General features: G+C 46.4%; 17 protein-coding genes. 11 read left to right on the top strand and 6 right to left on the bottom strand.

Annotated features, from left to right (window positions below; all coding sequences use genetic code 11):
• The first annotated feature begins 264 nt into the window (after positions 1 to 264).
• From LZZ85_RS11770 to LZZ85_RS11735, 8 genes are all read left to right on the top strand, one after another.
• Positions 265 to 1,488: an erythromycin esterase family protein gene (locus LZZ85_RS11770; protein ID WP_237871874.1), complete on the top strand. Its 1,224-nt coding sequence runs from the start codon at positions 265 to 267 to the stop codon at positions 1,486 to 1,488.
• Positions 1,489 to 1,559: 71 nt separating this feature from the next.
• Positions 1,560 to 1,820, top strand: a complete 261-nt coding sequence (locus tag LZZ85_RS11765) for a DUF4996 domain-containing protein (protein WP_237871872.1) — start codon at positions 1,560 to 1,562, stop codon at positions 1,818 to 1,820.
• A gap of 237 nt (positions 1,821 to 2,057) precedes the next feature.
• A complete protein-coding gene (locus LZZ85_RS11760; RefSeq protein ID WP_237871870.1) occupies positions 2,058 to 2,669 on the top strand; it encodes an RNA polymerase sigma factor in 612 nt (203 codons plus the stop codon).
• Between the two features lie 42 nt (positions 2,670 to 2,711).
• Positions 2,712 to 3,920, top strand: coding sequence for a FecR family protein (locus LZZ85_RS11755; RefSeq protein WP_237871868.1), 1,209 nt, complete (start codon positions 2,712 to 2,714; stop codon positions 3,918 to 3,920).
• Positions 3,921 to 4,318: 398 nt separating this feature from the next.
• The gene (locus LZZ85_RS11750) at positions 4,319 to 7,969 is read left to right on the top strand and encodes a TonB-dependent receptor (RefSeq protein ID WP_237871866.1); all 3,651 of its coding nucleotides are present in this window, start codon (positions 4,319 to 4,321) and stop codon (positions 7,967 to 7,969) included.
• Between the two features lie 4 nt (positions 7,970 to 7,973).
• Positions 7,974 to 9,938 (top strand): RagB/SusD family nutrient uptake outer membrane protein, encoded by a 1,965-nt coding sequence (locus tag LZZ85_RS11745; protein WP_237871864.1) that lies wholly within the window; start codon positions 7,974 to 7,976, stop codon positions 9,936 to 9,938.
• A gap of 34 nt (positions 9,939 to 9,972) precedes the next feature.
• Positions 9,973 to 11,166 carry a DUF5000 domain-containing lipoprotein gene (locus LZZ85_RS11740; protein ID WP_237871862.1) on the top strand — a complete coding sequence of 398 codons (1,194 nt, stop codon included), beginning with the start codon at positions 9,973 to 9,975 and terminating at the stop codon, positions 11,164 to 11,166.
• A gap of 21 nt (positions 11,167 to 11,187) precedes the next feature.
• Positions 11,188 to 12,417, top strand: a complete 1,230-nt coding sequence (locus LZZ85_RS11735) for a DUF4998 domain-containing protein (RefSeq protein WP_237871860.1) — start codon at positions 11,188 to 11,190, stop codon at positions 12,415 to 12,417.
• Positions 12,418 to 12,696: 279 nt separating this feature from the next.
• Here LZZ85_RS11735 and LZZ85_RS11730 read toward each other — a convergent pair whose 3' ends face one another.
• The 6 genes from LZZ85_RS11730 to LZZ85_RS11705 form a co-directional block, all read right to left on the bottom strand.
• A complete protein-coding gene (locus LZZ85_RS11730; RefSeq protein WP_237871858.1) occupies positions 12,697 to 13,230 on the bottom strand; it encodes a hypothetical protein in 534 nt (177 codons plus the stop codon).
• 24 nt (positions 13,231 to 13,254) lie between these two features.
• Complete coding sequence (locus tag LZZ85_RS11725; RefSeq protein WP_237871856.1) at positions 13,255 to 14,931, bottom strand: SusD/RagB family nutrient-binding outer membrane lipoprotein; 1,677 nt, start codon at positions 14,929 to 14,931, stop codon at positions 13,255 to 13,257.
• A 22-nt stretch (positions 14,932 to 14,953) separates the two neighbouring features.
• On the bottom strand, positions 14,954 to 18,187 hold the full coding sequence (locus tag LZZ85_RS11720) for a SusC/RagA family TonB-linked outer membrane protein (RefSeq protein WP_237871854.1): 3,234 nt from the start codon (positions 18,185 to 18,187) through the stop codon (positions 14,954 to 14,956).
• Positions 18,188 to 18,629: 442 nt separating this feature from the next.
• The gene (locus LZZ85_RS11715; RefSeq protein WP_237871852.1) at positions 18,630 to 19,112 is read right to left on the bottom strand and encodes a hypothetical protein; all 483 of its coding nucleotides are present in this window, start codon (positions 19,110 to 19,112) and stop codon (positions 18,630 to 18,632) included.
• An 88-nt stretch (positions 19,113 to 19,200) separates the two neighbouring features.
• Positions 19,201 to 19,401 (bottom strand): helix-turn-helix transcriptional regulator, encoded by a 201-nt coding sequence (locus LZZ85_RS11710; RefSeq protein WP_237871850.1) that lies wholly within the window; start codon positions 19,399 to 19,401, stop codon positions 19,201 to 19,203.
• Positions 19,398 to 19,880 (bottom strand): hypothetical protein, encoded by a 483-nt coding sequence (locus LZZ85_RS11705; RefSeq protein WP_237871848.1) that lies wholly within the window; start codon positions 19,878 to 19,880, stop codon positions 19,398 to 19,400. Before LZZ85_RS11705 ends, LZZ85_RS11710 begins: the two co-directional genes overlap by 4 nt.
• Positions 19,881 to 20,336: 456 nt before the next feature.
• On the opposite strand from LZZ85_RS11705, the gene LZZ85_RS11700 reads away from it, so the two are divergent.
• The 3 genes from LZZ85_RS11700 to fusA all read left to right on the top strand — a co-directional run bounded on the left by LZZ85_RS11700 (position 20,337) and on the right by fusA (position 24,328).
• A complete protein-coding gene (locus LZZ85_RS11700; protein ID WP_237871846.1) occupies positions 20,337 to 20,834 on the top strand; it encodes an RNA polymerase sigma factor in 498 nt (165 codons plus the stop codon).
• Positions 20,824 to 21,465 (top strand): hypothetical protein, encoded by a 642-nt coding sequence (locus LZZ85_RS11695; RefSeq protein ID WP_237871844.1) that lies wholly within the window; start codon positions 20,824 to 20,826, stop codon positions 21,463 to 21,465. Before LZZ85_RS11700 ends, LZZ85_RS11695 begins: the two co-directional genes overlap by 11 nt.
• A gap of 718 nt (positions 21,466 to 22,183) precedes the next feature.
• Complete coding sequence (fusA, locus tag LZZ85_RS11690; RefSeq protein ID WP_237871842.1) at positions 22,184 to 24,328, top strand: elongation factor G; 2,145 nt, start codon at positions 22,184 to 22,186, stop codon at positions 24,326 to 24,328.
• Positions 24,329 to 24,699 lie beyond the last annotated feature (371 nt).

The following is a 24,699-nucleotide window of genomic DNA, read 5'->3' as shown; positions in this document are numbered from 1 at the left end:
GCAAAGGAGTTATTTCATAGAGGATCAGTTTGAATAAACAATTGGCGGGATCACAGATTGCATTAAGAACTATAGCGGATGGAACTTATGAAACGCCGTAACCGATATATTATCACTACCAGCGCCGGACCAATTCCGGCGCTTTTTCATTTCAACAGGAAGGTGGATTCAGGCAGTTGACCTGATAAATATGTCAATTCAGCCCTTTCTTTCTATTTGCCTTTTGTATTGCCCTATTTTTCAGGATTGTTAAATCGCAAATAAATGATCCGGCAAAACTTTATTCTGTTTTCTTTTTCAGTGCTTTTCTTACTCTTGTCGCCGACTGTTATCGCGCAATATTCAAAGGCGAACATCTTTATGCTGGATGATGAATATTTTACTGAGTCGTTTTCTTCGAAGCTTGATGGAAAGACTGTCGTTGCGATGGGCGAAGCAACGCATGGTACACATGAATTCTTCGAGTTAAAGAAACGGATGTTCAGATACCTGGTAGCGGAAAAAGGATTTACTGTTTTTGCACTGGAAGCAAACTATATCGAATGTCTTCCGATAGATCACTATATCAAAACCGGAAAAGGGGACCCTGCTCACCTGCTGGCGAAGATGATGTTGTGGCCCTGGAAAACGGAAGAGGTGCTGGATCTGATATTGTGGATGCGTACCTATAATATTAAAAAGAATAAGCCTGTATTGAGTTTTATCGGGATCGATCCGGGAAATGGCATTTTCCTCGGAATACCGCATCTGTCTTCCTATATCAGTGAACAACAGCCGGCGCTTGCTGATGAATGGAAAAACATTGTATCCATTCATGATTCGATAAAAACGATGGAACAACGTGATGCGTGTTCCGGTTTGGTAAGCTCCTTTGCTTCAAAGGTATCGGATAGTTGTGCTGTTTTTATTCTGCGCATTATAGTGCAAAATCTTTCTTTCTACTTTAAAGATGCCGTTGACGTATATAAAGTGCGCGATCTCCACATGGCCGAGAACCTTCTTTCTCTCAAAGGGAGGGAAAAGGCTTTTGTTTGGGCGCATAATGCACACGTCAATATGGATCCTTCTTTTTTTGGGAATAGATGGAAAGACGCAAGCCGGCCGGATGTAAAAGCTATGGGATTCTATCTCCGGCAAAAGCTTCACGATTCCGTTTATATTATCGGGTTTGAATTTGACCACGGGTCTTTCTTAGTGAATTATTTCAGTGAACCGCAAAAGAAAAGAGTTTATAAAGAGATCAGCCTTTCTGCTGCAGGTCAGTCGACGATGTCATTTCAATTGAAAAGGATCTCTTCGAAACCGTTTCTGATCTGTTCGAAAGATGCGCCGGCCTTTTTGAATCGCTTGCTGCCATCGGATAATTACGGTGGTGGTGATCCGGGATCAGAGAGAAGTTTGGAGTTGGTAAATCTTGTAGCAGCATATGATGCGATCGCTTTTTTCCCGGTGACGACTCCTTCCCGGCCGCTGGAAGGCCCCCTTTAAATCTCCCGCTTCAGGCTGCCGTGTACCCAGATTTTTCCTTTTATATGACCGAATAATTTCTTGATAGCTTGATGGCGTATTGCCGCGTCCGTCGCGTTCCTACCGAGGCGGTGCATATCGATCTTTCTCATCATAATGCGGACGTGATCTCGTTCATTAAGAAGAGTGGTGCAAGAGTTTGGATCAATGCGCTGGATGAAGTAGATCAGAAAGCAGCAGGGGGAAATCCGGCAGCATTTGAAGAGGTGTTGAATAAAGGAGCGAATATTGTTCAGACAGATCAACCGGCATTGCTGAAGGCGTATCTGATCAAAACGAACAGATACTATTAATCCCGGTGCTGAATAAGCTTTGATTTGCCTGGCGTGGGAGTATCGCAGAGGACGCAAAGGGGCGCTAAGTGCGCAAAGAATTTCTTAGCGACCTTTGCGACTCTTTGCGTTCTCTGCGATACTCCCACGCCATACAAAAATTACGAGCTACGTACCCGTAAATTTACCCCACCTGACCTTTTTTGAGGCTTTTTGTTATATTGTGGCAGTATTACCTAACTAACAAACTGTCCAAAAATGGCGGGCACTGCTTATAATGATGTACCTGAAAATGTACTGATACACCGTGTCAGTACCGGGGATGAGCAGGCCTTCCGGATGCTGTTTGATCGCTACCGCGATAATATCTACACCACCATTTACCGCATTACTTTACTTGACTGGATGGCCGAAGAGGTTCTGCTTGATTGTTTTATCAAAGTCTGGACAAAAAGGGCGGAGTTGCCTTCCGTCATAAACTTTGGCGGTTGGTTATATACCATGGCTGGCCGTCTGTCTCTTAATGCCATTCAGGATGCCGCGCGTCATCGCTCGCTTCAACTTGCGTCCGCTTCTCTTTTACCTGATGACCATGTGCCTTCCGGGGAATCCTTGCTGGATGCAAAACAATACCAGGCTATCGTCAGGAAAGCTGTTTGTTCGCTAAGCGGGCGTCAGCGGGAAACCTGGGAGCTGATCAGGGAGCAGGGCCTGAAACGAACGGAGGTGGCCGAGCGTCTGCAGATCTCTACCGAAACCGTTAAATATCATTTTGAACTTGCGCTTAAGAACGTAAGAGCCTTCGTCCTTGCCTATCTTGAAGGCCACTCCGGCCTGGCGCTATTCCTCGTATTGAAAATTTTTTTCTGAAACATCCCCCCCAAAGACTTGTTTGGTGCTGTCTTGTGAAAGATGACCAGACTAACCGAACTAATCAACAAGTGCCTGGAGCAAACTGCTACAGACGCCGAAAGGGCGGAGCTTACTGCTTTGCTCAATGATGCAAACCTTACCGAAGATTCTCTCTCAGCCTTAAGACAGGCTTTTATCCAGAAAAAAGAATTGCTGCCGCTTCCGGAAACCAATGCAGATTCCATCGTTTCCGCCATCCTTGAAGGCGTTGCCGGTGCTAATGCCGATATGGATTCGCAGGAAGAAGAACAACCTCCACGCTACCGTTTGATCTGGCGTTGGGCTGCTGCTGCCTCCGTATTGCTATTGCTTAGCCTCGGTGGCTATTGGTTCGTTAACCATAGTATACAACGCAGCAACCCGCAGGCAAATGTGACTATACAGCCGGGCAGGGACGGTGCAATCTTAACCCTGGCTGATGGTTCGCAGGTTGTATTGGATAGCCTTGCAGATGGTGTAGTGGCCGTTCAGCAAGGCACTGACGTACTGTTAAAGAACGGGGAACTGGTGTATGATAAGGAAAATGCCGCCAGTGAACCTGCCATTAATATTATGTCTACCCCCAAAGGAAGGCAATTCAATATTACTCTCCCCGATGGTACCCGTGTATGGTTGAATGCTGCCAGCTCACTTAAATTTCCCACAGCTTTTACCGGTAAGGAAAGGAGGGTAGAGATCACGGGTGAAGCATACTTCGAAGTGGCGAAAGACAAGACAAAACCTTTCTTCGTTACGCTCCCCAATCAATCTGCTATCGAAGTGCTGGGAACAAGCTTCAATGTGAACGCCTACACGGAAGAGAAAAACATCCAGGCAACATTGCTGGAAGGGTCCATGCGCCTGCATGCTAATACGCATGAGGAGGAGAGAACCGCTTTATTAAAGCCCGGTCAGCAGGCAAGTATTCCCTCCAACACAAACGCCCGCGATATCGCATTGGATAAGGCGGATATTGATAAAGTGATGGCCTGGAGAAATGGCTTTTTCCATCTCGAAGGTGTGACGCTGAAAGACGCCATGACACAATTTTCACGGTGGTATGATATAGACGTGGTGTATGATAAAGAAGTAAAGCACACTGAACTGCAGCAGATAACACTTGCCGGAGAGATCAGAAGGGACCTGAACCTCGAAGCAGTACTTGACCTGTTGAAAGAACTGGATCTGCATTTCAAAGTGGAAGGAAGAAGGCTGACGGTGTTACCGTGAGAAGTTTAAGAGGTGAAAAGTTTAAGAGTTTAAGAGTTTAAAAGTTTAAGAGTTTAAAAGTTTAAATGTTCATCATCCTGGTATATGTCTAACACACCCGAACCCCTAAAACTATTAAACTATTAAACATTTAAACTATTAAACTTTAAAACTTTTCACCTCCCAAACCAAACTGTTCCAAACCGGAAAAACCGGAAGTGTCGTAACCACCTCCGGCGAGATCTGGTTTGTTGATAAAGGCTGTTGATACCTATTATTTATTTAAACCAAACTGCATCGAATTTATGCAAAAAACTGCTAATGGGCCCGGGAGACCAGTTCGCTGGTTCCCTGGAGATGTCGCATGCCGACAGGGAAAGAACCGCGTACGCTCCCGGGGCCGCAAAATCTTCTTGGTAATGAAGCTAACTGCTATCCTGCTTACGGTATTCATGCTCAACGTGCATGCAACCGGTCTGACACAAACCGTCACTTTTTCCGGGAAAAAAATTCCGTTGAAACAGCTCTTTGCAGAGATCAGGAATCAGACCGGATACACCGTCCTGTCACTGCATTCCTCCCTTGATCATGCAAAGCCTGTTTCCGTCCGTGCCAGCAATATGCCATTGAAAGATTTCCTGGCGCAGGCATTGAAAAATCAGCCGATCGACTTCAAGATCCTTCACAACACCATCGTTATTTCACCTAAACCCGCATTAATTACGCTGAACGTAAGGGACGAACCACTGTCGAACGTGCTGAAAGAGATCCGTAAACAATCCGGCTATGATTTCTCGTTTGAAGGGCCAATAGATGCTGATGCGATCCGCGTCACCGTAAGCATCACTGACGCCAGTCTCGAAGAAGCTATTACTGCCTCGCTTGCCGGAACAAACCTCGGTTTCAGGGTAGTAAAGAAATCAGTAGTGATCTATTCAAAGAAAACGGATCCTCCGAAGATCGATGAAGCCGGAAAGATCAACTTCTTCGGCCGGGTACTGAATGAAGCCGGACTGCCAATGGCCGGAGCGACGGTCAACGTAAAAGGTACAGCTCAAAGCGTTTCTACCGATGAAAAAGGAGAATTCCAGCTTTCGCGCGTTGAAGACAGTGCCAGATTGATCGTTTCTTTTGTTGGATATATCCTGCAGGATGTCAGCATCGCCAACAAAAAAACAATGGATATCGTGCTGCTTCCGAAAGAAAGCAATGCCATGAATGAGGTTGTCGTTGTCGCATTCGGCCAGCAAAGAAAAGAAAGCATGGTCAGCTCGATCACCACCATCAGTCCGAAAGAACTGAAAGGTCCAACCAGTAACCTCACTACTATGCTTGCGGGAAAACTGGCCGGTGTGGTTTCCTATCAGCGAAGCGGTGAACCAGGTGCTGATAATGCGTCCTTTTTTATCCGCGGTATCACGTCTTTTGGTGCAGGTAAACTCGATCCATATATCCTCATTGATGGTATGGAATCAACACCAAACTCCCTCGCGCGTTTACAGCCGGATGATATCGCTGCGTTCTCCGTACTGAAGGATGCAGCTGCTTCATCCTTATATGGTGCACGTGGTGCGAACGGTGTGATCCTCGTGACCACAAAATCCGGTGTGGCAGGTAAAACAAAGTTCAACGTTCGACTGGAAAATTCACTTTCCACCAACACTGATAACTTCAGAATGGCTGATAATATCACTTATATGAGATTAGCCAACGAAGCAGTGCTTACACGTAACCCGAGAGAAGCGCTGCCATATAGTGAGAATAAGATCGATCATACCATTGCCGGCGATAACCCATTGCTCTATCCTAATAACGACTGGATGGGATTGCTGATCAAAGATTATACGATGAACCATCGGGTGAACTTCAACCTCTCCGGTGGTGGTAAAGGCGCGCAGTATTATATCGCTGGTACGTATAACCAGGATAACGGCGTCTTGAAAGACAATGGAAAGAACAGTTTCAGCAATAACATCAAGCTGAAAAGCTACGAGATCAGATCAAACGTAACCGTAAACCTTACTCCGACCACTATAGGCATTGTCAGAACTTCAGGCAACTTTGATGATTACAGCGGGCCGATCGGCGGATTCGATGGAAACGGCAACCGGATCAACGGCGGTGCGGTTGTATTCGGCAACGTTCTTCGCGCAAACCCGGTTCTGTTCCCTGCGGTATTTGACCCTTCTGATTCACCGTTTGATAATCACCCGCTGTTTGGTAACGCGCTGATCTCGCAGTCCAGCAATACCTTTTACAATAACCCTTACGCACGGATGGTATCTGGCTTCCAGCATTACAATACCTCAACCTTGAACGTGCAACTGGAGATCCAGCAGGATTTCAAATTCATCACGCAGGGATTGAAGGGCCGCGTGATGGCTTACTCCAAACGGTATACTTACTTTGATCTGTCAAGGCAATATACACCTTTCTATTACTCAGCTAATCCAACAAATGATAACCCGAAAGGTTATAAACTTTCATTGCTGAACCCGACTGCTGCAACGGAGTATCTTACTTATAACCCGGATCAAAGCGGGAAAGTGGTAAATACCACCAGCTATTTGGAGGCGGCGTTGAACTATCGCAAGACGATCGCTTCGGAACATAATGTCAGCGGTATGCTGATCGGCATCATCCGTAATCATCTGAACGGAAGCGCCGCTACGCTGCAGACTTCATTGCCTGCACGTAACCTTGGTGTGTCAGGAAGATTCACTTATGACTATGGCTCCCGTTACCTGTTTGAAGCCAACTTCGGTTACAATGGTTCCGAGCGTTTTGCAAAAAATAACCGCTTTGGTTTCTTCCCTTCCGTTGGTGTGGGCTGGGTGATCAGTCGAGAGAAATTCTTTGAACCCCTGCAGGATGTTGTGACAAGCATGAAACTTCGTGCCACGCATGGTCTTGTAGGAAATGATCAGATCGGTTATACACAGGACCGCTTTTTCTATCTGTCTGATGTAACATTGAACAACCCGACGCGCGGTGCAACGTTTGGAGAGAATTGGGGCTATACAAGAAACGGTGTTCAGTTCAACCGTTATGCGAACGAACAGATCACCTGGGAGAAATCAAAGGAAACAAATATCGGAATGGACCTGACACTGTTCAATTCACTGAACATGGTCGTGGAAGTATTTAAGAAGGACCGCACGAATATCCTGATGCCACGGGCATTCATTCCCGCCACCATGGGATTGACGGCCGGGATCAGTGATAATGTTGGCGCCGCTTCTTCAAAAGGGATCGATATCGCTGTTGACTACAATAAGACTTTCAAGGATTTCTGGATGAGTGCAAGGGGAACCTTTACATATGCAGCCAGTCGCCTGACAAAGAATGAAGAGCCTGAATATGCATTGAATGAATATTATCTGTCGCGTCTTGGCCATCCGCTGCAAATGAATACCGGTCTGATCGCAGAGCGTTTATTCGTGGATGATGAAGATGTACGCAATTCTCCTACACAGGTGTTTGGAGAAGTAAGAGGAGGTGATATCAAATATCGTGATCTGAATGGTGATGGTATGATCACTAATCTTGATCGCGTGAATGGTCTTGGTCACCCGACCAGTCCGGAGATCATCTTTGGGTTTGGTTTTTCCGCGGGATATAAAAACTTTGATCTGAGCGCATTCTTCCAGGGTGCGGGAAGAACATCCATCTATATCAACCCGGCAGATATCACACCGTTCGTATTGAACGGAAGCAATCAGAATGGTTTGCTGGACGTGATCGCACAGGACCACTGGTCGGAAGATAATCGCAATATCTATGCTTTCTGGCCACGTTTAAGCCCGACAGTGAATGCAAACAATACGCAGCCTTCCACCTGGTGGTTAAGGAACGGAGCATTTATGCGCCTGAAGCAGGTAGAGCTTGGATACAATCTTGGCGAACGAGCATTAAAGAGAGTAAAGATCTCCGGTTTGCGGATCTATCTGAATGCGAACAATCTGTTCAAGGTCTCTTCCTTCGATCTGTGGGATCCTGAGCAGGGAAGTAATGGCCTTGGCTATCCGGTTCAGAAAGTATTCAACATGGGTGTGAGATTAGAAATCTAAAAAAATGAAAAAGAGCTTTATGTACTTATATAAAAAGATTCAGCAGGTCCGGTTTCTTGCTGCAACACAAATAGCGGCCACGCTGTTAGCCGCCATTGTTTTATTCAATTCCTGCAAGAAGGAATTCCTTGATATCGTCCCGGACAATATCCCCAATATTGATCACGCTTTCTCCAACGCGATAGAAGCGGAGAAATTCCTGTTCACCTGTTTCTCTTTCTTACCGAGAGAAGGTGAGCCGGACAGCAATCCCGGTTTTAATGCCGGCGACGAACTCTGGTTGTACTGGGAACCGGTGCTCGACTTCTATTACAAAGATCCGTACAGGATCGCGCGCGGTCAGCAGAACAGATCGAATGTGTATATGAACTACTGGAATGGTTTCGATGGCCGTTCTATGTGGCAGGGCATCCGCGATTGCAATATTTTCCTGGAGAAGATCGGGCAGGTGCGTGACCTCGATGAGATCGTTCGCGTGAGATGGATCAAAGAAGTGACTTTCCTGAAGGCATATTATCACTGGTATCTGTTCCGGATGTATGGTCCTATTCCTATTGTTGATCAGAATCTCCCCGTTGAAGTAAGTGTGGAGCAGGTGAAAGTAAAACGTCAGCCAGTTGACAGCGTGGTGAACTACATAGCAGGTCTGTTGGATGAAGCCGCGTCCGGTGGTGAATACGAAGGGTTGCCTTCACGTATTCTGAACCAGACCGATGAGCTCGGCCGGATCACAAAAGTTACCGCCCTTTCGATCAAGGCAAGATTGCTGGTAACGGCGGCAAGCCCCTTGTTCAATGGCAATACCGACTACCGTAACCTGCAGAATAAGGATGGACAGGTATTGTTCAATCAAACCTATGATGCCTCAAAATGGCAGAGAGCTGCAGAAGCATGCCGGATAGCTGTACAGGCCGCAGAAGCTGCGGGTGTGAAGCTGTATTATCAGCCGGCAGGCAGTGTAGTAGGACAGGATCCCTATACGACAATCGAATTGAGTGTCCGGAATGCTGTTTCAATGAGATGGAACAGTGAACTCATCTGGGGGAGCTCTGTATCATCCGCGTTCAATATCCAGTTATTCGCCTGCCCTCAGCTTGATCCAACTGTATTCAATGCTGAGTTGAAAGGTCAGTTGGCGCCGACATTTAAAATGGCGGAACTGTTCTACACGAACAACGGCGTGCCGATCAGTGAAGACAGAACATGGGATTACGCCAATCGCTTCAAGACAAAAACGGCAACGGCGACGGATAGCTGCATCCAGAATGGTTACACAACAGCCGCACTGCATTTCAACCGCGAGGCGCGTTTCTATGCAGACATGGGATTTGATGGTTCCAAATGGTATATGAGCAATAATGCAAGTGCGAAAGCTCCTTATAACATTCAGGCAAAAGCACTACAATCTGCCGGCAAGCGGAATACACGTCTGTACTCGATCACCGGATATTACACCAAGAAGCTGGTGAACACCAAGCTCGCCTTCACAACGACGAACGTTTCAATTGAACGTTATGCATGGCCGGTCATGCGCCTGGCAGATCTTTATCTGTTGTATGCGGAAGCATTGAATGAGTCAGGAAATTCAGGGGCTGCATTACCCTACCTGAACCAGGTACGTGCACGCGCCGGCCTGGCTTCTGTGGAAAGTGCATGGAGCACCTTCTCTAACAGGCCAACAAAATACACCACTATTAGCGGTCTGAGAGAGATCATTCAGCAGGAGCGTGGCATTGAACTCGCTTTCGAAGGAAGCCGTTTCTGGGACCTCCGCCGCTGGAAAACTGCACAGGAGAAACTGAATGCGCCTATCTATACCTGGAATATCACCCGCGAAACAACGGAAGATTATTACCAGCGCATTCTTGAATTCAATCAAACATTTGTTGCACCGCGTGATTATCTCTGGCCCCTTAGCGAAGGAGAACTTCAGATCAATACGAATCTGGTTCAGAACACAGGCTGGTAGGCACAGGTATTCTCTCAACTGAAAAATGTAAACAATGAAAAGAATCAAACATTATATATACGGAACCGGAACATTGCTGCTACTGTTGTTAGCCGCCGGTTCCTGTACGAAACTCGAACTGGGTCCCTCAGAAAATGACGGGCAGGCTCCCGGTGCGGTCAGTAATCCGGTTGTCAACAATCTGAATGGTGCTGTTGAAATTACTTTCACACCACCATCCGATCCTGATCTGGCATATGTAAAAGCGAGGTATACAACTAAGGACGGAATCGTTCGCGAGAATAAAGTGAGCCGCTATTCAAATAAGATCTCGCTCGAAGGCTTTGCAGATATGGATGAATATGTTGTGACGATGAATGCCGTTGATAAAGGGGAGAATGCATCATCTCCAATCGAAGTAAGGGTAAAGCCACTGAAGCCGATCTATCAACTGGCTTTCGATAGCCTGTCGATGGCTGCGGATTTTGGTGGATTGAACGTGAACTTCAAAAACTTTACGCAGGCGAGTCTCGCTTATGTTGTGCTGACAAATGATTCCCTGGGAAATTTTGTTCCAACATATACTAACTATACAGACTTGCGATCCGGAAGTTTCTCTGCCCGTGGATTCGCAGCGGTCGAGAGGGAGTTCGGCGTATTTGTCCGTGACAGATGGGGAAATAAATCAGACACGGCGATGATCAAGGTAACACCGTACTATGAAGTGCAGCTTGATCGTACGAAAATGAGGGCATACTCATTGCCGACTGATGCGGCGCTGGGATATTCCGGAACATTTGCAGGTTTGTTTGACAACCGTTTTGATATCAATTCTTATTATCACAGTGATGGAAGGACCGGCATGCCCCAGTGGTTCACCTTTGACATGGGAGCAGAAGCAAAGCTTAGCCGCATGGTGTATTATCTGAAACCTGATCGTACCAAGTTCTATGATGAACACAGTCCGCAGATCATCGAAATATGGGGCTCAACATCTCCCAATCCTAATGGAAGTTTTGATGATACCTGGAAATTGCTGACTTCTTATACAATGCCAAAACCATCAGGGAGCCCGGCAGGCACTCCGCTTACACAGGCTGATATCAATTTTGTAGAAGAAGGGATCACTGTTCCGTTCCCGGTTGATGCTCCGAAAGTGCGTCATATCCGCTTTAAGACGTTGCGGAACTGGGGCAATACAAACTATGTGTACGTGTTTGAAATAAAAATGTTTGGCGATCCTAACTGATAACATTTAAAAAGAACAATCATGAAACTTCAAAAATATATAGCGATCCTTTTCATCACCATTGCAGGAGCAGTGCAATTTTTATCCTGTTCCAAAATGGATGAATACAAGGAAGAGTTTATGGCCGGCGGAGAGATCATTTATGCCGGTGCATTGGATACCGTTATCGCACAATCCGGTTATAAACGGATCAACCTGAAATTGGTTTTAGGCAAGGATCCGCAGGTAACGAGGATCAAAGCTTTCTGGAATGATAAGCGGGATTCTGTTGAGATCGCCGTGCAGCGTCCGCTTTCTTCCGATACCATCAATTACCTGATCAATAATCTCAGTGCGGGCGGATATAACTTCACGATCTACACATTCGATGCGCAGAACCATACGTCAGTAGTAAGAAATGCAAATGGCGTAGCGTATGATGATGACTATGTAAATTCACTTGCCAACAGAACGCTGCGTTCTATTACCCCCAATGCAAACGTGGATTCCCTGATCCTGAAATGGAACGACTCCAATCTTGGACAGCTGGGTACCGAACTTGTGTACACGCTGCGGGCCGGGGGCGATAAGGTAATGACGCTGTTCCCGCGTGATACCATGGTCGGAATTCCGGATGATTATGTACCGGGCAGTGAACTTCGTTACAGATCATTTTATAAGCCTAACGAAAATGCGTATGATACATTCAAAGTGCCGGAATATTCCGTAGCAACACTGGCCGAACTGATCTTTGAGCGCCAGCTGGCAAAGACCGGATTTAAGCAGTACTCTTTACCGGGTGATGTCGGAGCGAGCCAGTATGCAACCTGGACGATGCCGAAGTTGTGGGATGGAACATATGCTGCTCCCGGTTATGCAACAGCTATAGCCGCATTGCCACTATCATTCACCTTTGATACAGGAGAGTCTTCAGCCATCAACCGGATCATTTACTGGATGCCGAGTGACCGGATCTTTAACACCGATGCAGCCAAAGTATTCGAAGTCTGGGGTAGCGATGCTCCGGCAGCAAACGGAAGCTGGGATAGCTGGACACTGCTGACCACCTGCACGAGCGTAAAACCGTCAGGACTGGCGCCAGGCACCAACACGGCGGCCGATGTTGCCGCAGCGGCAGCGGGACAGGAGTTCGTATTTCCCGCCAATGGCCCAAAGACAAGATACATTCGTATCAAAGCATTGTCACGCTGGGGCACGGGAACATTTATTTCAATGGGTGAACTGACATTTTTCACCAGGACAAGAAGATAGCAATTAGCAGTTGTTTCGAAAGCGGAAGCCGTTTCGTTAAAAAACGAACGGCTTTTTGCTTTTATATGACCGGCGGTTTTAAGAATTTAACTGGCGTAAGAGTATCGCAGAGGACGCAAAGTGAACGCAAAGAGAGCAAAGGTTTATTCTCTGCGCTCTTTGCGTTCACTTTGCGTCCTCTGCGATACTCCTATGGCTCCTGATGCTGAGGCTTATCGTCAATATTAAAAAAGCCAGGCTGGTAAAGGCCTGGCTTTTTTAATATTGACGATAAGCTGACTATGGTCTGATACGTACGCGAACGTATTCACCAAAGCCGATCGAGCTCATACCTGTAACGCCTTGTCCATTACCGAGGCCGACCAGTGGGAACGCCTGGTATTTCTTTTGACCAACATAAATATCCGGAGCAAAATCATACGTATCACCAGAGGTGAGTTGAGCTTGCGCGAAAAGTGTATTGATCTGTGCCGCAGTTACTGTTATAGTTGCAGGATATGAAGTAACATCTGCCTGGAAAACTTTGACATTTGTTGCAGCTGCATTCTTTCTCACAACTACATCGATCTTAGAAGGAGTTGGTTGACCGGGAAAGTACATGGCTATTTTAATTTGTCCCTGATACGCCGCCTGGGATGCCAGGAAGATAGTATCGAGTGTACCGTTGTTCTTTACCAGATTGGTCGTAATAACAGGTACGTCTTCTATACCTATTCTTTCAGGAATGGCTCCATCGTCTTTTGAGCATGAGGTGAGGCTCAAAAGACAGGTAACCATCAATACTGTCACTATAGTTATTTTTCCGAATTTCATGATCTGTGTTTTTTGTTAATCGAATTAAGGTTGCCAGAAAACTTTGTAGGTTTCAGGTACTTTCTGAGGTGGAGCGTTTGAATTCAACTGTATTTCGTTTACACTGAATGGCAGTGACCACGGAAACAGGCGATCATTCAGAACGGTAACCACAGGCCCATCCGGAGGTGCAACACTGGTTGTTGAACCTACGGGAGCCGGATCAAAACGAACAGGATAACCAGTCCTTCTGTAGTCAGTGTAGTTATCAACAGGATTTTCGATACGGTTGATCCATTTTTCGGTCATGATCAGTTCCAGTTTTTTTGCAGTGGTTGCTGCATCGTATTGGGCGAGTACACCGCTTTTGTAAGTAATGGTGGCTGGCAGGGTCGAGATAACCGGAACAGTCTGAGGAGCTCCTGCAGCACCCGGGTTAACAGCTGTTACGACAGCATCCACGTGGCGGAAGCTGGCATCAAGTGCGTTGCTGAAAGTTGCGCGGGCATCTCCTGCTACAAGTCCTGCATGTTGCAGTTCTGCTTCAAGGAATAAGCGGTCAGCATAGGTGATGAATTCATGCGGACGGGCACCGGTACCGGCTCTTTGTGGTCCGATCGTATTTACTGCTATTGCGGCGCTGTCATTAAAACGACCGCCGGCGGGAAACAGGCCAAGCAGGGAATAGGTCTGGCTGTTTGAACCGTCACGGCATGGACCTGAGGAACCGAAGATGATGGTGATAAATCCACCGTCACGGTAGTCTGTACAGTTTTCAGGTACACCATTTGATCCGCCAATGCGGGATTTCTGGTTGTAGATATAGTAAGGGACGCGTGGATCCTGAAGACCTGTAAGGATATCAGGGTTTCTGCCCTTCATGATTTCATATAACCATGGGCTGGGGAGCTGGCCACCGCGTTGAGTGGCATTGTAGTCTCCGAATGCAGGGTGTCTGTCGTCTGTCGCACCAATTGGTCCGAATGGCAGCATGAAGCTCTCCGCCTGTGAATTGATCAGGGTAGCGGGAGAACTTAATAATGCTGTTACTTCTGCGCTTACATTCTGCACCAGTCTTACCTGGGTATACATTTTAAGCTTGATCGTATTAGCGGCTTTTACCCAGTTCGTACGATTGCCTTTATAGATGTAGTCATCATTTCCTGGTAATACCGTATTGGTAGCCGGGTTGGTAATATCCGCTATTCCTTCTTCAAGCAAAGTGATCAATTGAGGATAGATATCTTTTCCTTTATCAAACTTTGGCTGTCTGATCCCTTCGAGAAACTTATCATGCTCAGAAAATGGAATATCTCCCCAGACGTCCACCATCATGCTGTATGTATAGGCTTTCATGATCTTGGCGATGCCTCTGTAAACAAACAGGTTTTCATTTGTGGCACGGGTAATGATCACGTTCAGGTTGGAGATTGCATTGTAAAGTCCGCTCCAGCCAGACTCCCCCGCACCGTATCTGTCGGCACCGACGCGGCCCGTGATCTGGTGTGTGTATACTGACATCGTATTGCCAAGACCGGAACCCAATGCGAAGCTTCCTCCGATATTACGTTCTGCAGCACTGAGGATCATTGCCAGGGTTACATTCTGAGGTGTGGCATCATTAGGGTTTTGGTTGACATCAATGAACTTTTTACAACCACTCACCCCTATCAGAAAAGCGGCGAACAGCGTAAAAACATATATTTTATATCTGCTTCTCATACTGGAAAATTTTGGTTGATGATTAGAAATTTACATTTAGGTTTATACCATATCTTTTCGCGCTTGGCGCACCACCTGTCTCAACTCCCTGGGTATTTGAACCAACAACAGAGTTCATGTCAGGATCGAAGTTGGTATACTTCGGAACGTTTGGTGCGAGGAACCATAGGTTGCGTCCGGTAAGGCTAAGGGTGATAGAAGAGGCGTGGATCTTTTTTGAGATCGAAGCAGGAATGGTGTAACCTAAAGAAAGTTCTCTCAGGCGATAAACCGTTCCGTCAAACACTGAATATTCGAAAGCACCATTGGTTGCAAAACTCGCTCCAGTACCTGCAGTGAAGAACAGGTCATTGGTTGTAACCCTTGTCTGGTTCGGCATTGTTGCACCATTCGCATCTACGATAGGAACATAATGGTTAAGACCATCCGCTCCTGTAACAGGGGTTGCGTTACCATAAATACCCGTAATTACGGCGTTTTTCTCACGGTTCTCTGTGTCTTTGGTTACACCGCGACCGAGCATACCGTTAATACTTTCTGAGTAAAAATCACCACCGATCGTTGCATCAAACAATGCACTCAGGTGCAAACCTTTGTAGGAGAAAGTATTGGTCAGTCCGAATTTGAAGTCAGGATTGGGATCGCCAACCATACCCGGGTTAGGATCTGCAAATGGCATACCTGAGGTAGCATTGATCAGCAGTTGGCCGTCATCAGCGCGGGCAGAGAATGAACCACGCAGGTATCCATAAGGCATACCGGCTTCAGCCCAGTTATATCCACCCAACTGAGTGCGGATGAGACCTGGATATAATTCAAGTACTGTATTCTTGTTTTGCGTAAACACACCACGGAAATCCCATTTGAAGTCACGTGTAGAAACAGGCGTGGCATTAAGTCCGATTTCCCAACCTTTGTTCTCGATCTTACCGATATTGGTATAGAAGGTAGAATAACCAGTCGTGTTTGGAAGTGCGATACCGTAGATGATGTCTGTAGAAGTTTTATTGTAGTAGGTTACATCAAGGCCGATTCTTCCTTTGAACATTCTTGCCTCTGTACCAACTTCAAATTCATTACTGAATTCAGGTGTCAGGTTCGGGTCGAAGGCAGTACCACCTCTTGTTGCAGAGGGCTGACCGAGGAATCCCAATGCATTGAATCCGAAGACAGGGTCAATGCTATAAGGGCCTGCGTCTTTACCGACACGTGCAAAACCACCGCGGATCTTGCCATAGTCAAGCCAGTCGCTTTTTATACCAAGCATATCTGTCCACACAAGCGATGCACTGACCGCAGGGTAGAAGTATTGGTTAGCGTTTACCGGAAGCGTAGACGAATTATCCATTCTTATCGACGCTGTAAGGAAGGCATAGTTCTTATACCCAATCGTTGCATCAGAGAAGAAGCCTGCCAGGCGGCGTTTCGACCTGGAGTCCGAATCGAATTGCTGACGGCGCGTGTTTCTGAGGTTAAATAGTTTCGGAACAACAAAGTCAACCCCGTACACTTGCTGGTTGCGGGATTCGCGATGAGAGATTTCAGTACCAACGTGCGCGGTCAGGCTGAAATCAGTCGAGATCTTTGGAGAGATCGTGAAGATGAATTTTCCGTTGATCTCCTGCTGTCTGTTGACAACTTCTGTTAATGTACCGAGCAGGTTATCTGCACTTCCATAGGAAGATTTGTCGATGATCTGATCCCTGAACAGATTGTAATTGTTAACACCTGCGCTCATATCAGCTTTGAGCCATGTATTGAATTTATAAGAAGCCCTGAAGTTCGCAACCATACGATCATCAACGGATGTAATGACGTTGTTGTATGCACCCCAGACAGGGTTAGTATACTGACCATCATTGAAACCGATCTGAGTAGCTCCATCTCTTGTAGTGGAAGGGTAGCCTACGATGTCCCAGTTGCGGGCCATGGTATAAGTCCGGCCCCACTGCGATATGAAGTTTTGTGCAGCGCCGATAAAACCACCCACCTGGGTCGATCTTGTATAGGCCATATTTGCTCCGATCGTCAGGTTGCCGATTCCTGTCTGGCCACCTATACTGATATTGTTTTTCTTATAGGAAGAGTTGGTAATGTAGCCATCCTGATCGGTTCTGGACAAGGTAACATTGAACATAGAACTTCCCTGGCTGCCGCTTATGCCTAAAGAATGTTCCATCATGTTGCCTGTTTTGAAGAGGTCTGCAACGTTGTTCGGATAAGCCTTGTAGGCTGCTCTGCCATTAGGGAAAAGTTCTGGCCACGCATTGTACATTGTAGCCCAGGTGGTAGCAGGTATGGAATCCACGCCGGATGCTGAAATACCTATTACCTGACCACTTGCGTTGTAGATAACTCCCTGGCCAAATTTCGCACCCCAGGAACCATTGGATGATTGTGTACGGAAGTTCGCACCCGCTCCATAGCTATTCTGGAAAGTAGGGATGTTCGCTACTTTTTCAATGGAATAACCTCCTCTGTAAGTTACATTGAGGGGCTTCGCACCTTTCGTCGGAGAACCTGATTTTGTAGTGATCATCAAGACCCCATCTGACGCGCGCGCACCATATAATGCGGCCGCAGCTGCACCTTTCAATACGCTGATATCAGCGATATCGTTCGGATCGATGTTGTTAATACCGGAACCGTATGTACCCCCACCACTGAACGGATTTGAAGTATTGACGATCGGATTGCTGTAAGGAACACCATCCACGACGATCAGCGGCTCAGAACCGTTGAAAGAGTTCACACCCCTGATCTGAATGCGGGAAGCCGCGCCCGGAGCTCCTTGTCCTGCCCTGATATCCACACCCGGAACTTTACCGGCAAGGGTATTCAGAACGTTGGACTCGGATTTTTGAAGCATCACTTCAGGATCTACTTTGGCAACGGTGTAGCCAAGAGCTCTTTCAGAACGCTTAATCCCCATGGCTGTAACAACTACTTCAGACAGGGATTGTGTTGTAAGGAAAAGTGTGATGCTGAGAGGCGATGCTGAGGAGATAGTAACCTCTTTTGATTGATAATTCACCCCGGTGATAACCAACACTTCACCTTTTGAGGCAGAAATGGTAAAGCTGCCTTTAGCATCTGCGGTAGTGCCTGACTTTTCTTTGCCTTTGATGATTACGGAGGCGAATGGAACCGGCTCACCTTTGTCATCGGTGATCTTGCCGGAAATGGACATGACCTGGCTGTAACCTGACATGGCAAAAAATGCAATGCTCAGGCACAGCAATAAAAATTTTCTCATGTGTGCGTTTTGGTTATTAAAATGTGAACGGCAGTAATGAAAATAAGTCAAAAAATAAGAGTAAATTTCTATGGGTTAAATTATGGAGAGAACAGGATAAAATCCGGTAACAACTGGCAGAATCTTAAGCATTAAGATTAATTATTTTATGTGTAATATTATTTATTGCGGGGGATTTTTTAGCTTTCAGATCCGGTAATCGTAATTCTATTGTTGTCAGGGGATAAAATGTTCGCTAATTTGTCTGTATCCTTGGGAAATTACATTGATCTCGTACCAGGCCAGTGTTCCCAAAGAAAATCCGCGGTAATGTGGTTTGAATAAAGAGGCCTCACCATTCACCAGTACCTCCGCGATCAATTGACAGTTGTCGTAACTGCCGATTCAAAACAAAAGCTGTCCACCAGGCAGCGGACAGCTTTCATCAACCCGCAGAATAGATCTATGAACTAAAATTGATCAGCGTTGTACCGCCTATAGTTGCCGTAAGTTTTTGCTGATTGAATAGCAATTCGATCTCAGCAAACCTCCGCTGACTTTCCCGGTCATCTCTCGGCAATAGCAATACACTATTTGTTGCCGGATCTTTGATCACCACGCCATAATGAGACGTAATGATGCATGAATTGGCAAGAGAAGGAATGCTGACATTTTTATCTCCTGGCATCAGTTGTACAATGATCGCCTTGCTTCCTTCGCTGAAGCTGAGATAGGCAACATTGTCTTCACTGGCTACATGGTCAAGTTTGCCACAATTTATTTTTCCCTGTAAAAGGTCCGCGGCCTTTTGCATATCTGTTTTTACAATGATAGATGCTGCTTCCTTATTTTTCTGACATGCGCTTAATACGATCAGACCTGTCAGAAGCAGGATGATCCCGCCTGCTATTAAAGCAAACGGGCGTGTATGATTTTTCTGTCTCATTTTTTTCTGTTTAAATTTGATTGGTTTAAATGTTAGTGCATCTGCGAATTGATGTATCTGACGAAGCCTTCCGTTCCCGCGGAAGGCTTTAATCATTCTCTTCGAGGGTGAAGATTTCATCCACTTTTTTATCGAATACACGGGCGATCTTCAGCGCCAGTACCGTTGACGGCACATACTTCTGTGACTCGATAGCATTGATGGTCTGTCGTGACACGCTTACTTTCTCTGCAAGCTCTGCCTGTGTGATATTCAGGATCGCTCTTTCTATCCGGATCGTGTTTTTCATAGGTCAGCTATTTTAGCGTTTCTCCTTTCAATGGACAATTTCAGGTTGAATCTTGCCACGAACAGGATCAGGGTAGTGCATATATTGTAGCACATCACCTGGAGGAACAGGCCATTGTAAAGAAAGACCAGGGCAAGTATCAGCAGGATCGAATTGATCAGTACCGCCCAAAGCAATGACTCGAGGCGCAGGGTGGTGATCCGCTCATCCTCATCTTTTTCCCTGGAAAAAGCAATGATCAGAAGACCGATGATCAGCAGGATGCCGCCAAGCTCGTCGGTGAAGTTGTTCGTACGGATGCTGAAGAGGGTAGGGCTGTCAAACAGGACCTGCAGGCTATCCGTGTTCCCACGCGAGAAGTTCAGGAAGCCGAAAGCAAAATCACCATGCAGAACAAAAATCATGAGGACGAAGGCAGGAATGGCGATCAGCCAGCCAATGAGTTTGAAGCGGTTAGGAAGGAGTAATCTGGGGGTCATGGAGATAATTTTGTATAAAAGTAAAGTATTGCGGATAAAAAGTAAAATAAACTTGACATAAAGTTATGAAGGGTTGACCTGTATGAAGATCGGTCATCTGCGAAAAGCCATCGGATGAACTTTCGTGGGAATCCTTAAGTAAGAGGCATCCGGTTTAAATAGTTTGTGGAACCTCTTTGCTTCTCCGGCCGGCGGGGACCAATACCGAAGGTTTCGGAAAGGCAAAGAGGAGAATCCAGGGAGAAATCGCGATTCACCAGCGGCTTTTGAGCTGGTCGCAAAACGTTTTGATGCTTCCCGCCCTTTTTTTCAGCAGCCGGGCAAGTGCTGGACGTACTTTCACCCCAGGCGATACTGCACAGATCATCATTGAAACAGGTTCCAGGAAAAATATTTTCAACGAAGTGTAAGAAAAGGCGTCTTGCCGCGACTAATGTATAAAACCAAGCCAATCGAATGGAGAATGAATTCACTGAACTGGTCAATCAGCACCGCATGCTGATCTTTAAGGTTTGCAATTTGTATTGCCCTGACCAGGAAGGCCGGAAAGATCTTTTCCAGGAGATCGTATTGCAGCTTTGGAAGTCCTATCCAGCTTTCAGGCAGGAGGCTGCGAACACCACCTGGATCTACCGGATCGCGCTCAATACAGCTATTTCCAATTTCCGGAAGGAATCAAAAAGACCGGTCAACAAAGAACTTTCTTCCCTTGCAGTGGAGATCCCTGATATGGCGGGTAACGTCGGCTCGCAGGATGATGCTAATATTTTAAGATTTGCCATTGATAAACTGACGGAAGTGGAGAAAGCCGTGATCCTGTTTTACCTCGATGAAAGGACATATGAGGAGATCAGCGCTATCATGGGCATTTCCATCAGTAACGTGGGCGTGAGGATCAACAGGATCAAAAACAAGCTAAGTAAAATCGTAAAAACACAAAGCAATGAATATTGAAGAAATGAAGACTGCCTGGGGGCAGTATAATCGGAAACTGGAACTGTCGCAGCAGTTGAATCAGCAGATGATCATGGGGATATTAAAAGAAAGATCCCGCTCAAGAGTGGCAAGGATCAGGAAAGAGAACTTTGTTCAGCTGGGTTTAATGGTGGTGATCTCAGCATTCCTTATCGCCCTGCTGATCGGGAATCCTTTCGATTTCAGGTATACGCTCCAATATATCCCTTATGGCATGCTGCTGACCGGGGTCTTGCTCGCAACAGGCTCGGTTTACAGAAGCCTGCGTCAGTTCGATGTTAACCTTAATAAAGAAAATCTTGGTGTATTTCTGAAGCGGACGATCGAAGAGTATGAGAAAACCAGGAAGAGGAACGGTTGGTTTGGGATGATCATCTTTTTCGCGGGCACACTGACCATTTTTTCCTTTTTGCCACATAAGCTGGAGCATAAGGATAAGTGGCTGGCACTGGCAGAAACCGGTATTAACCTGGGGATCACCTTAGGCATCTATTTTATTGCATTCAGGCTGGGGGCGTTCAAGGATCACAAGCGGGAAGGATTTGAGAGTGATCTGAGGGAACTGGAAGAGCTGAGGGCGTCGAGTTCAGAGTTGGAAAGAGCTGTATAGCGGGTGAAGCACAATTGTTCCTTAGTTGTAATGCGCGACTGGCGTAATGTTCCCGCAGATTCCGCAGATTTTCCTTTCCTGATAAAGGAAAGTGCTGATAACAGGGTGCAGGTTTTTATTTTACGGCGCAGATTTCGCGGATAATTCCTGGCAGCCGGGTGTTATCTGCGCAATCTGCGCCTCTAACATGGGTGCGTCCCTATTCCAGCTAATTACAGCCGTAGGGAGGACAAGATCAGCGGAATCTGTGGGAACCTGGCGCCAACCGGTCTTGACGGCACGACTATGGACAATGACCAACGCCATAGAGTCTCCTATACGATCGAATTATATTGACAGGCAATTAATTACGAACCAAATTGCTCATGTATCCTTCGCCGGCACGATTCCGCACAATGATACACCACTCCTCTGTGTTTTTTTATAAATTTTCCCTACCTTTGCGCCGCCGTAAGGAAATTCCACAGGTGCAGGGATTTTGTTGATAACGAGGTTTTTCTTCATGCGGCGATATATGAGAGTCTAATCTTACATACCGGAAATTTATGTTCAACCATAGCTTCAGCGACGGTGGATCCCACCTTTATACCGGTATTTTTAGCACAAATTTTTTAATAGCCGTCAGGGTCTTAACAGCCCGTAAAGGACAACATCCGGACGCTATTGTTTGCAACACAGATCAATCTTTTTTCAGAAAATAAACTCAAATCAAATAGTCATGGCCGACTTAAAATTTCAGAGAAACTTTGGTATTGCCGCACACATTGATGCTGGTAAGACCACAACGACTGAGCGTATCCTGCGCTACACAGGTATGATCCACCGTATTGGCGAAGTACACGACGGTGCTGCTACCACCGACTGGATGGAGCAGGAAAAAGAAAGAGGTATCACCATTACCTCTGCGGCGGTGAGCTGCCAGTGGAACTTCCCAACTGTATTGGGTAAGCAAACTGCAGACACAAAGAAGTACTCTTTCAACATTATCGATACTCCGGGTCACGTGGACTTTACTGTAGAAGTAGAACGTTCTATGCGTGTACTCGACGGTCTGATCGCTTTGTTCTCTGCGGTTGACGGTGTAGAACCTCAATCTGAGACTGTATGGCGTCAGGCTAACCGTTATGGCGTTCCGCGTATCGGTTTCGTAAATAAAATGGACCGTTCAGGTGCTGACTTCCTTAACGTAGTTAAGCAGGTGAAAGAAATGCTGGGTTCTAAAGCAGTTCCTTTGCAGCTTCCGATCGGTGCTGAAGATGATTTCAAAGGTGTGGTGGATCTGATCAAAATGAAAGGGATCATCTGGCACATGGAAACAGAAGGTATGACTTTCGATGAGATCGAGATCCCTGCAGACATGAAAGAAGAAGCAGAAGAGTGGAGAGCGAGCCTCGTTGAAGCGATCGCTGAATATGATGACAGACTGATGGAGAAATTCTTTGATGATCCAAACTCGATCACTGAAGACGAAATTCACGAAGCAGTGCGTAAAGCAACTGTTGACCTGAGCATCGTTCCAATGATGTGCGGTTCATCTTTCAAGAACAAAGGTGTACAAACTGCACTGGATGCGGTTTGCCGTTACCTGCCTTCACCAATCGACATTCCTGATACGATCGGTACAAACCCTGATACTGGTGCTGAAGAAACGCGTAAAGCGGATCCGAAAGCTCCTTTCGCTGCACTGGCATTTAAGATCATGACCGATCCGTTCGTAGGTCGTCTTGCATTCTTCCGGTGCTATTCCGGCCACCTCGACGCTGGTTCTTATGTTCTGAACGTAAGAAGCGGTAAGAAAGAGCGTATCAGCCGTATCATGAAAATGTTTGCTAACAAGCAGAACCCGATCGACTTCATCGAAGCTGGTGATATCGGTGCGGCAGTAGGTTTCAAAGAGATCAAAACCGGTGATACACTCTGTGATGAGAACCACCCGATCACTTTGGAGAATATGTTCATCCCTGAGCCGGTGATCGCGATCGCGGTTGAACCTAAAACTCAGGCTGACGTGGATAAAATGGGTATGGCGATCGCTAAACTCGTTGAAGAAGATCCTACACTGCGTGTAAATACAGATGAAGATACTGGCCAGACCATCCTGCGTGGTATGGGTGAGCTTCACCTGGAGATCATCATCGACCGTATGCGTCGTGAGTTTAAAGTAGAAGTTAACCAGGGTGCTCCTCAGGTTGCTTACAAAGAAGCATTCAACATTACTATCGAACACCGTGAGACGTTGAAAAAACAAACCGGTGGTCGTGGTAAATTCGCTGATATCGAATTCTCTATCGGACCTGTTGATGCAGAATGGAAAGCGGAAAACCCTGATAAGAGCTTCCAGTTCGTCAACAATATCGTGGGTGGTTCTATCCCTCGTGAGTTCATCCAGCCGATCCAGAAAGGCTTCGAAGCTTCTATGACAACTGGTGTTCTTGCGAACTACCCTGTTGACAACATGAAGATCCGTGTATTCGACGGTAGCTTCCACGCGGTTGACTCCGATGGTATGTCATTCGAACTTTGTGCTAAACAAGGTTTCCGTGAAGCTGCAAGAAAGGCTAAACCAGTTCTCCTGGAGCCGATCATGAAAGTTGAAGTGATCACACCAGCTCAGTACATGGGTGATGTGACAGGTGACCTGAACCGCCGTCGCGGTATGATGGAAGGTATGGACAGCCGTGCAGGTGCAGAGGTGATCAAAGCTAAAGTTCCGCTGAGCGAAATGTTCGGTTACGTAACGCAGCTTCGTTCCCTTTCTTCCGGCCGTGCGTCTTCTACCATGGAGTTCTCTCACTATGCTCCTGCTCCAGCGAACATCTCTGAAGAGGTGATCGCGAAAGTGAAAGGAAAAGTGAACGCATAATTTTAAAGAAGAATTCTTTGTATATGTAAGCCCCGGATTTCGATCCGGGGCTTTTTTTGTGGGGGGAAGTTTCGGAGGTATAAGAGGTTGGGAGGTTGTTCACCAGTCATATTGGCATCAGACTCTACTTTTCCAAACGTTCAACCTCCGGAAGCTTATTAAACCCACGAAACCTCCAAACCTTCCAAACCCAAACAAACCAGTGCGGACTCATCCCGAAATAATTATTTAAAAATATTTTCCCCCGGATATTCACGGAGTTTAAAAATTACTTAACTTAGATCAACCCCATTTGCTTATAATGGCATCGGTTTTGCTATTTTTCGCCAGAACTCACTCCGTTTTTAAAATCTTTGTACGTAAGGCATAAG

It is taken from the genome of Terrimonas ginsenosidimutans, from assembly GCF_022012415.1.
Classification (GTDB): Bacteria; Bacteroidota; Bacteroidia; order Chitinophagales; family Chitinophagaceae; genus Terrimonas_A; species Terrimonas_A ginsenosidimutans.
This window is presented reverse-complemented; position numbering and strand designations above follow the sequence as displayed.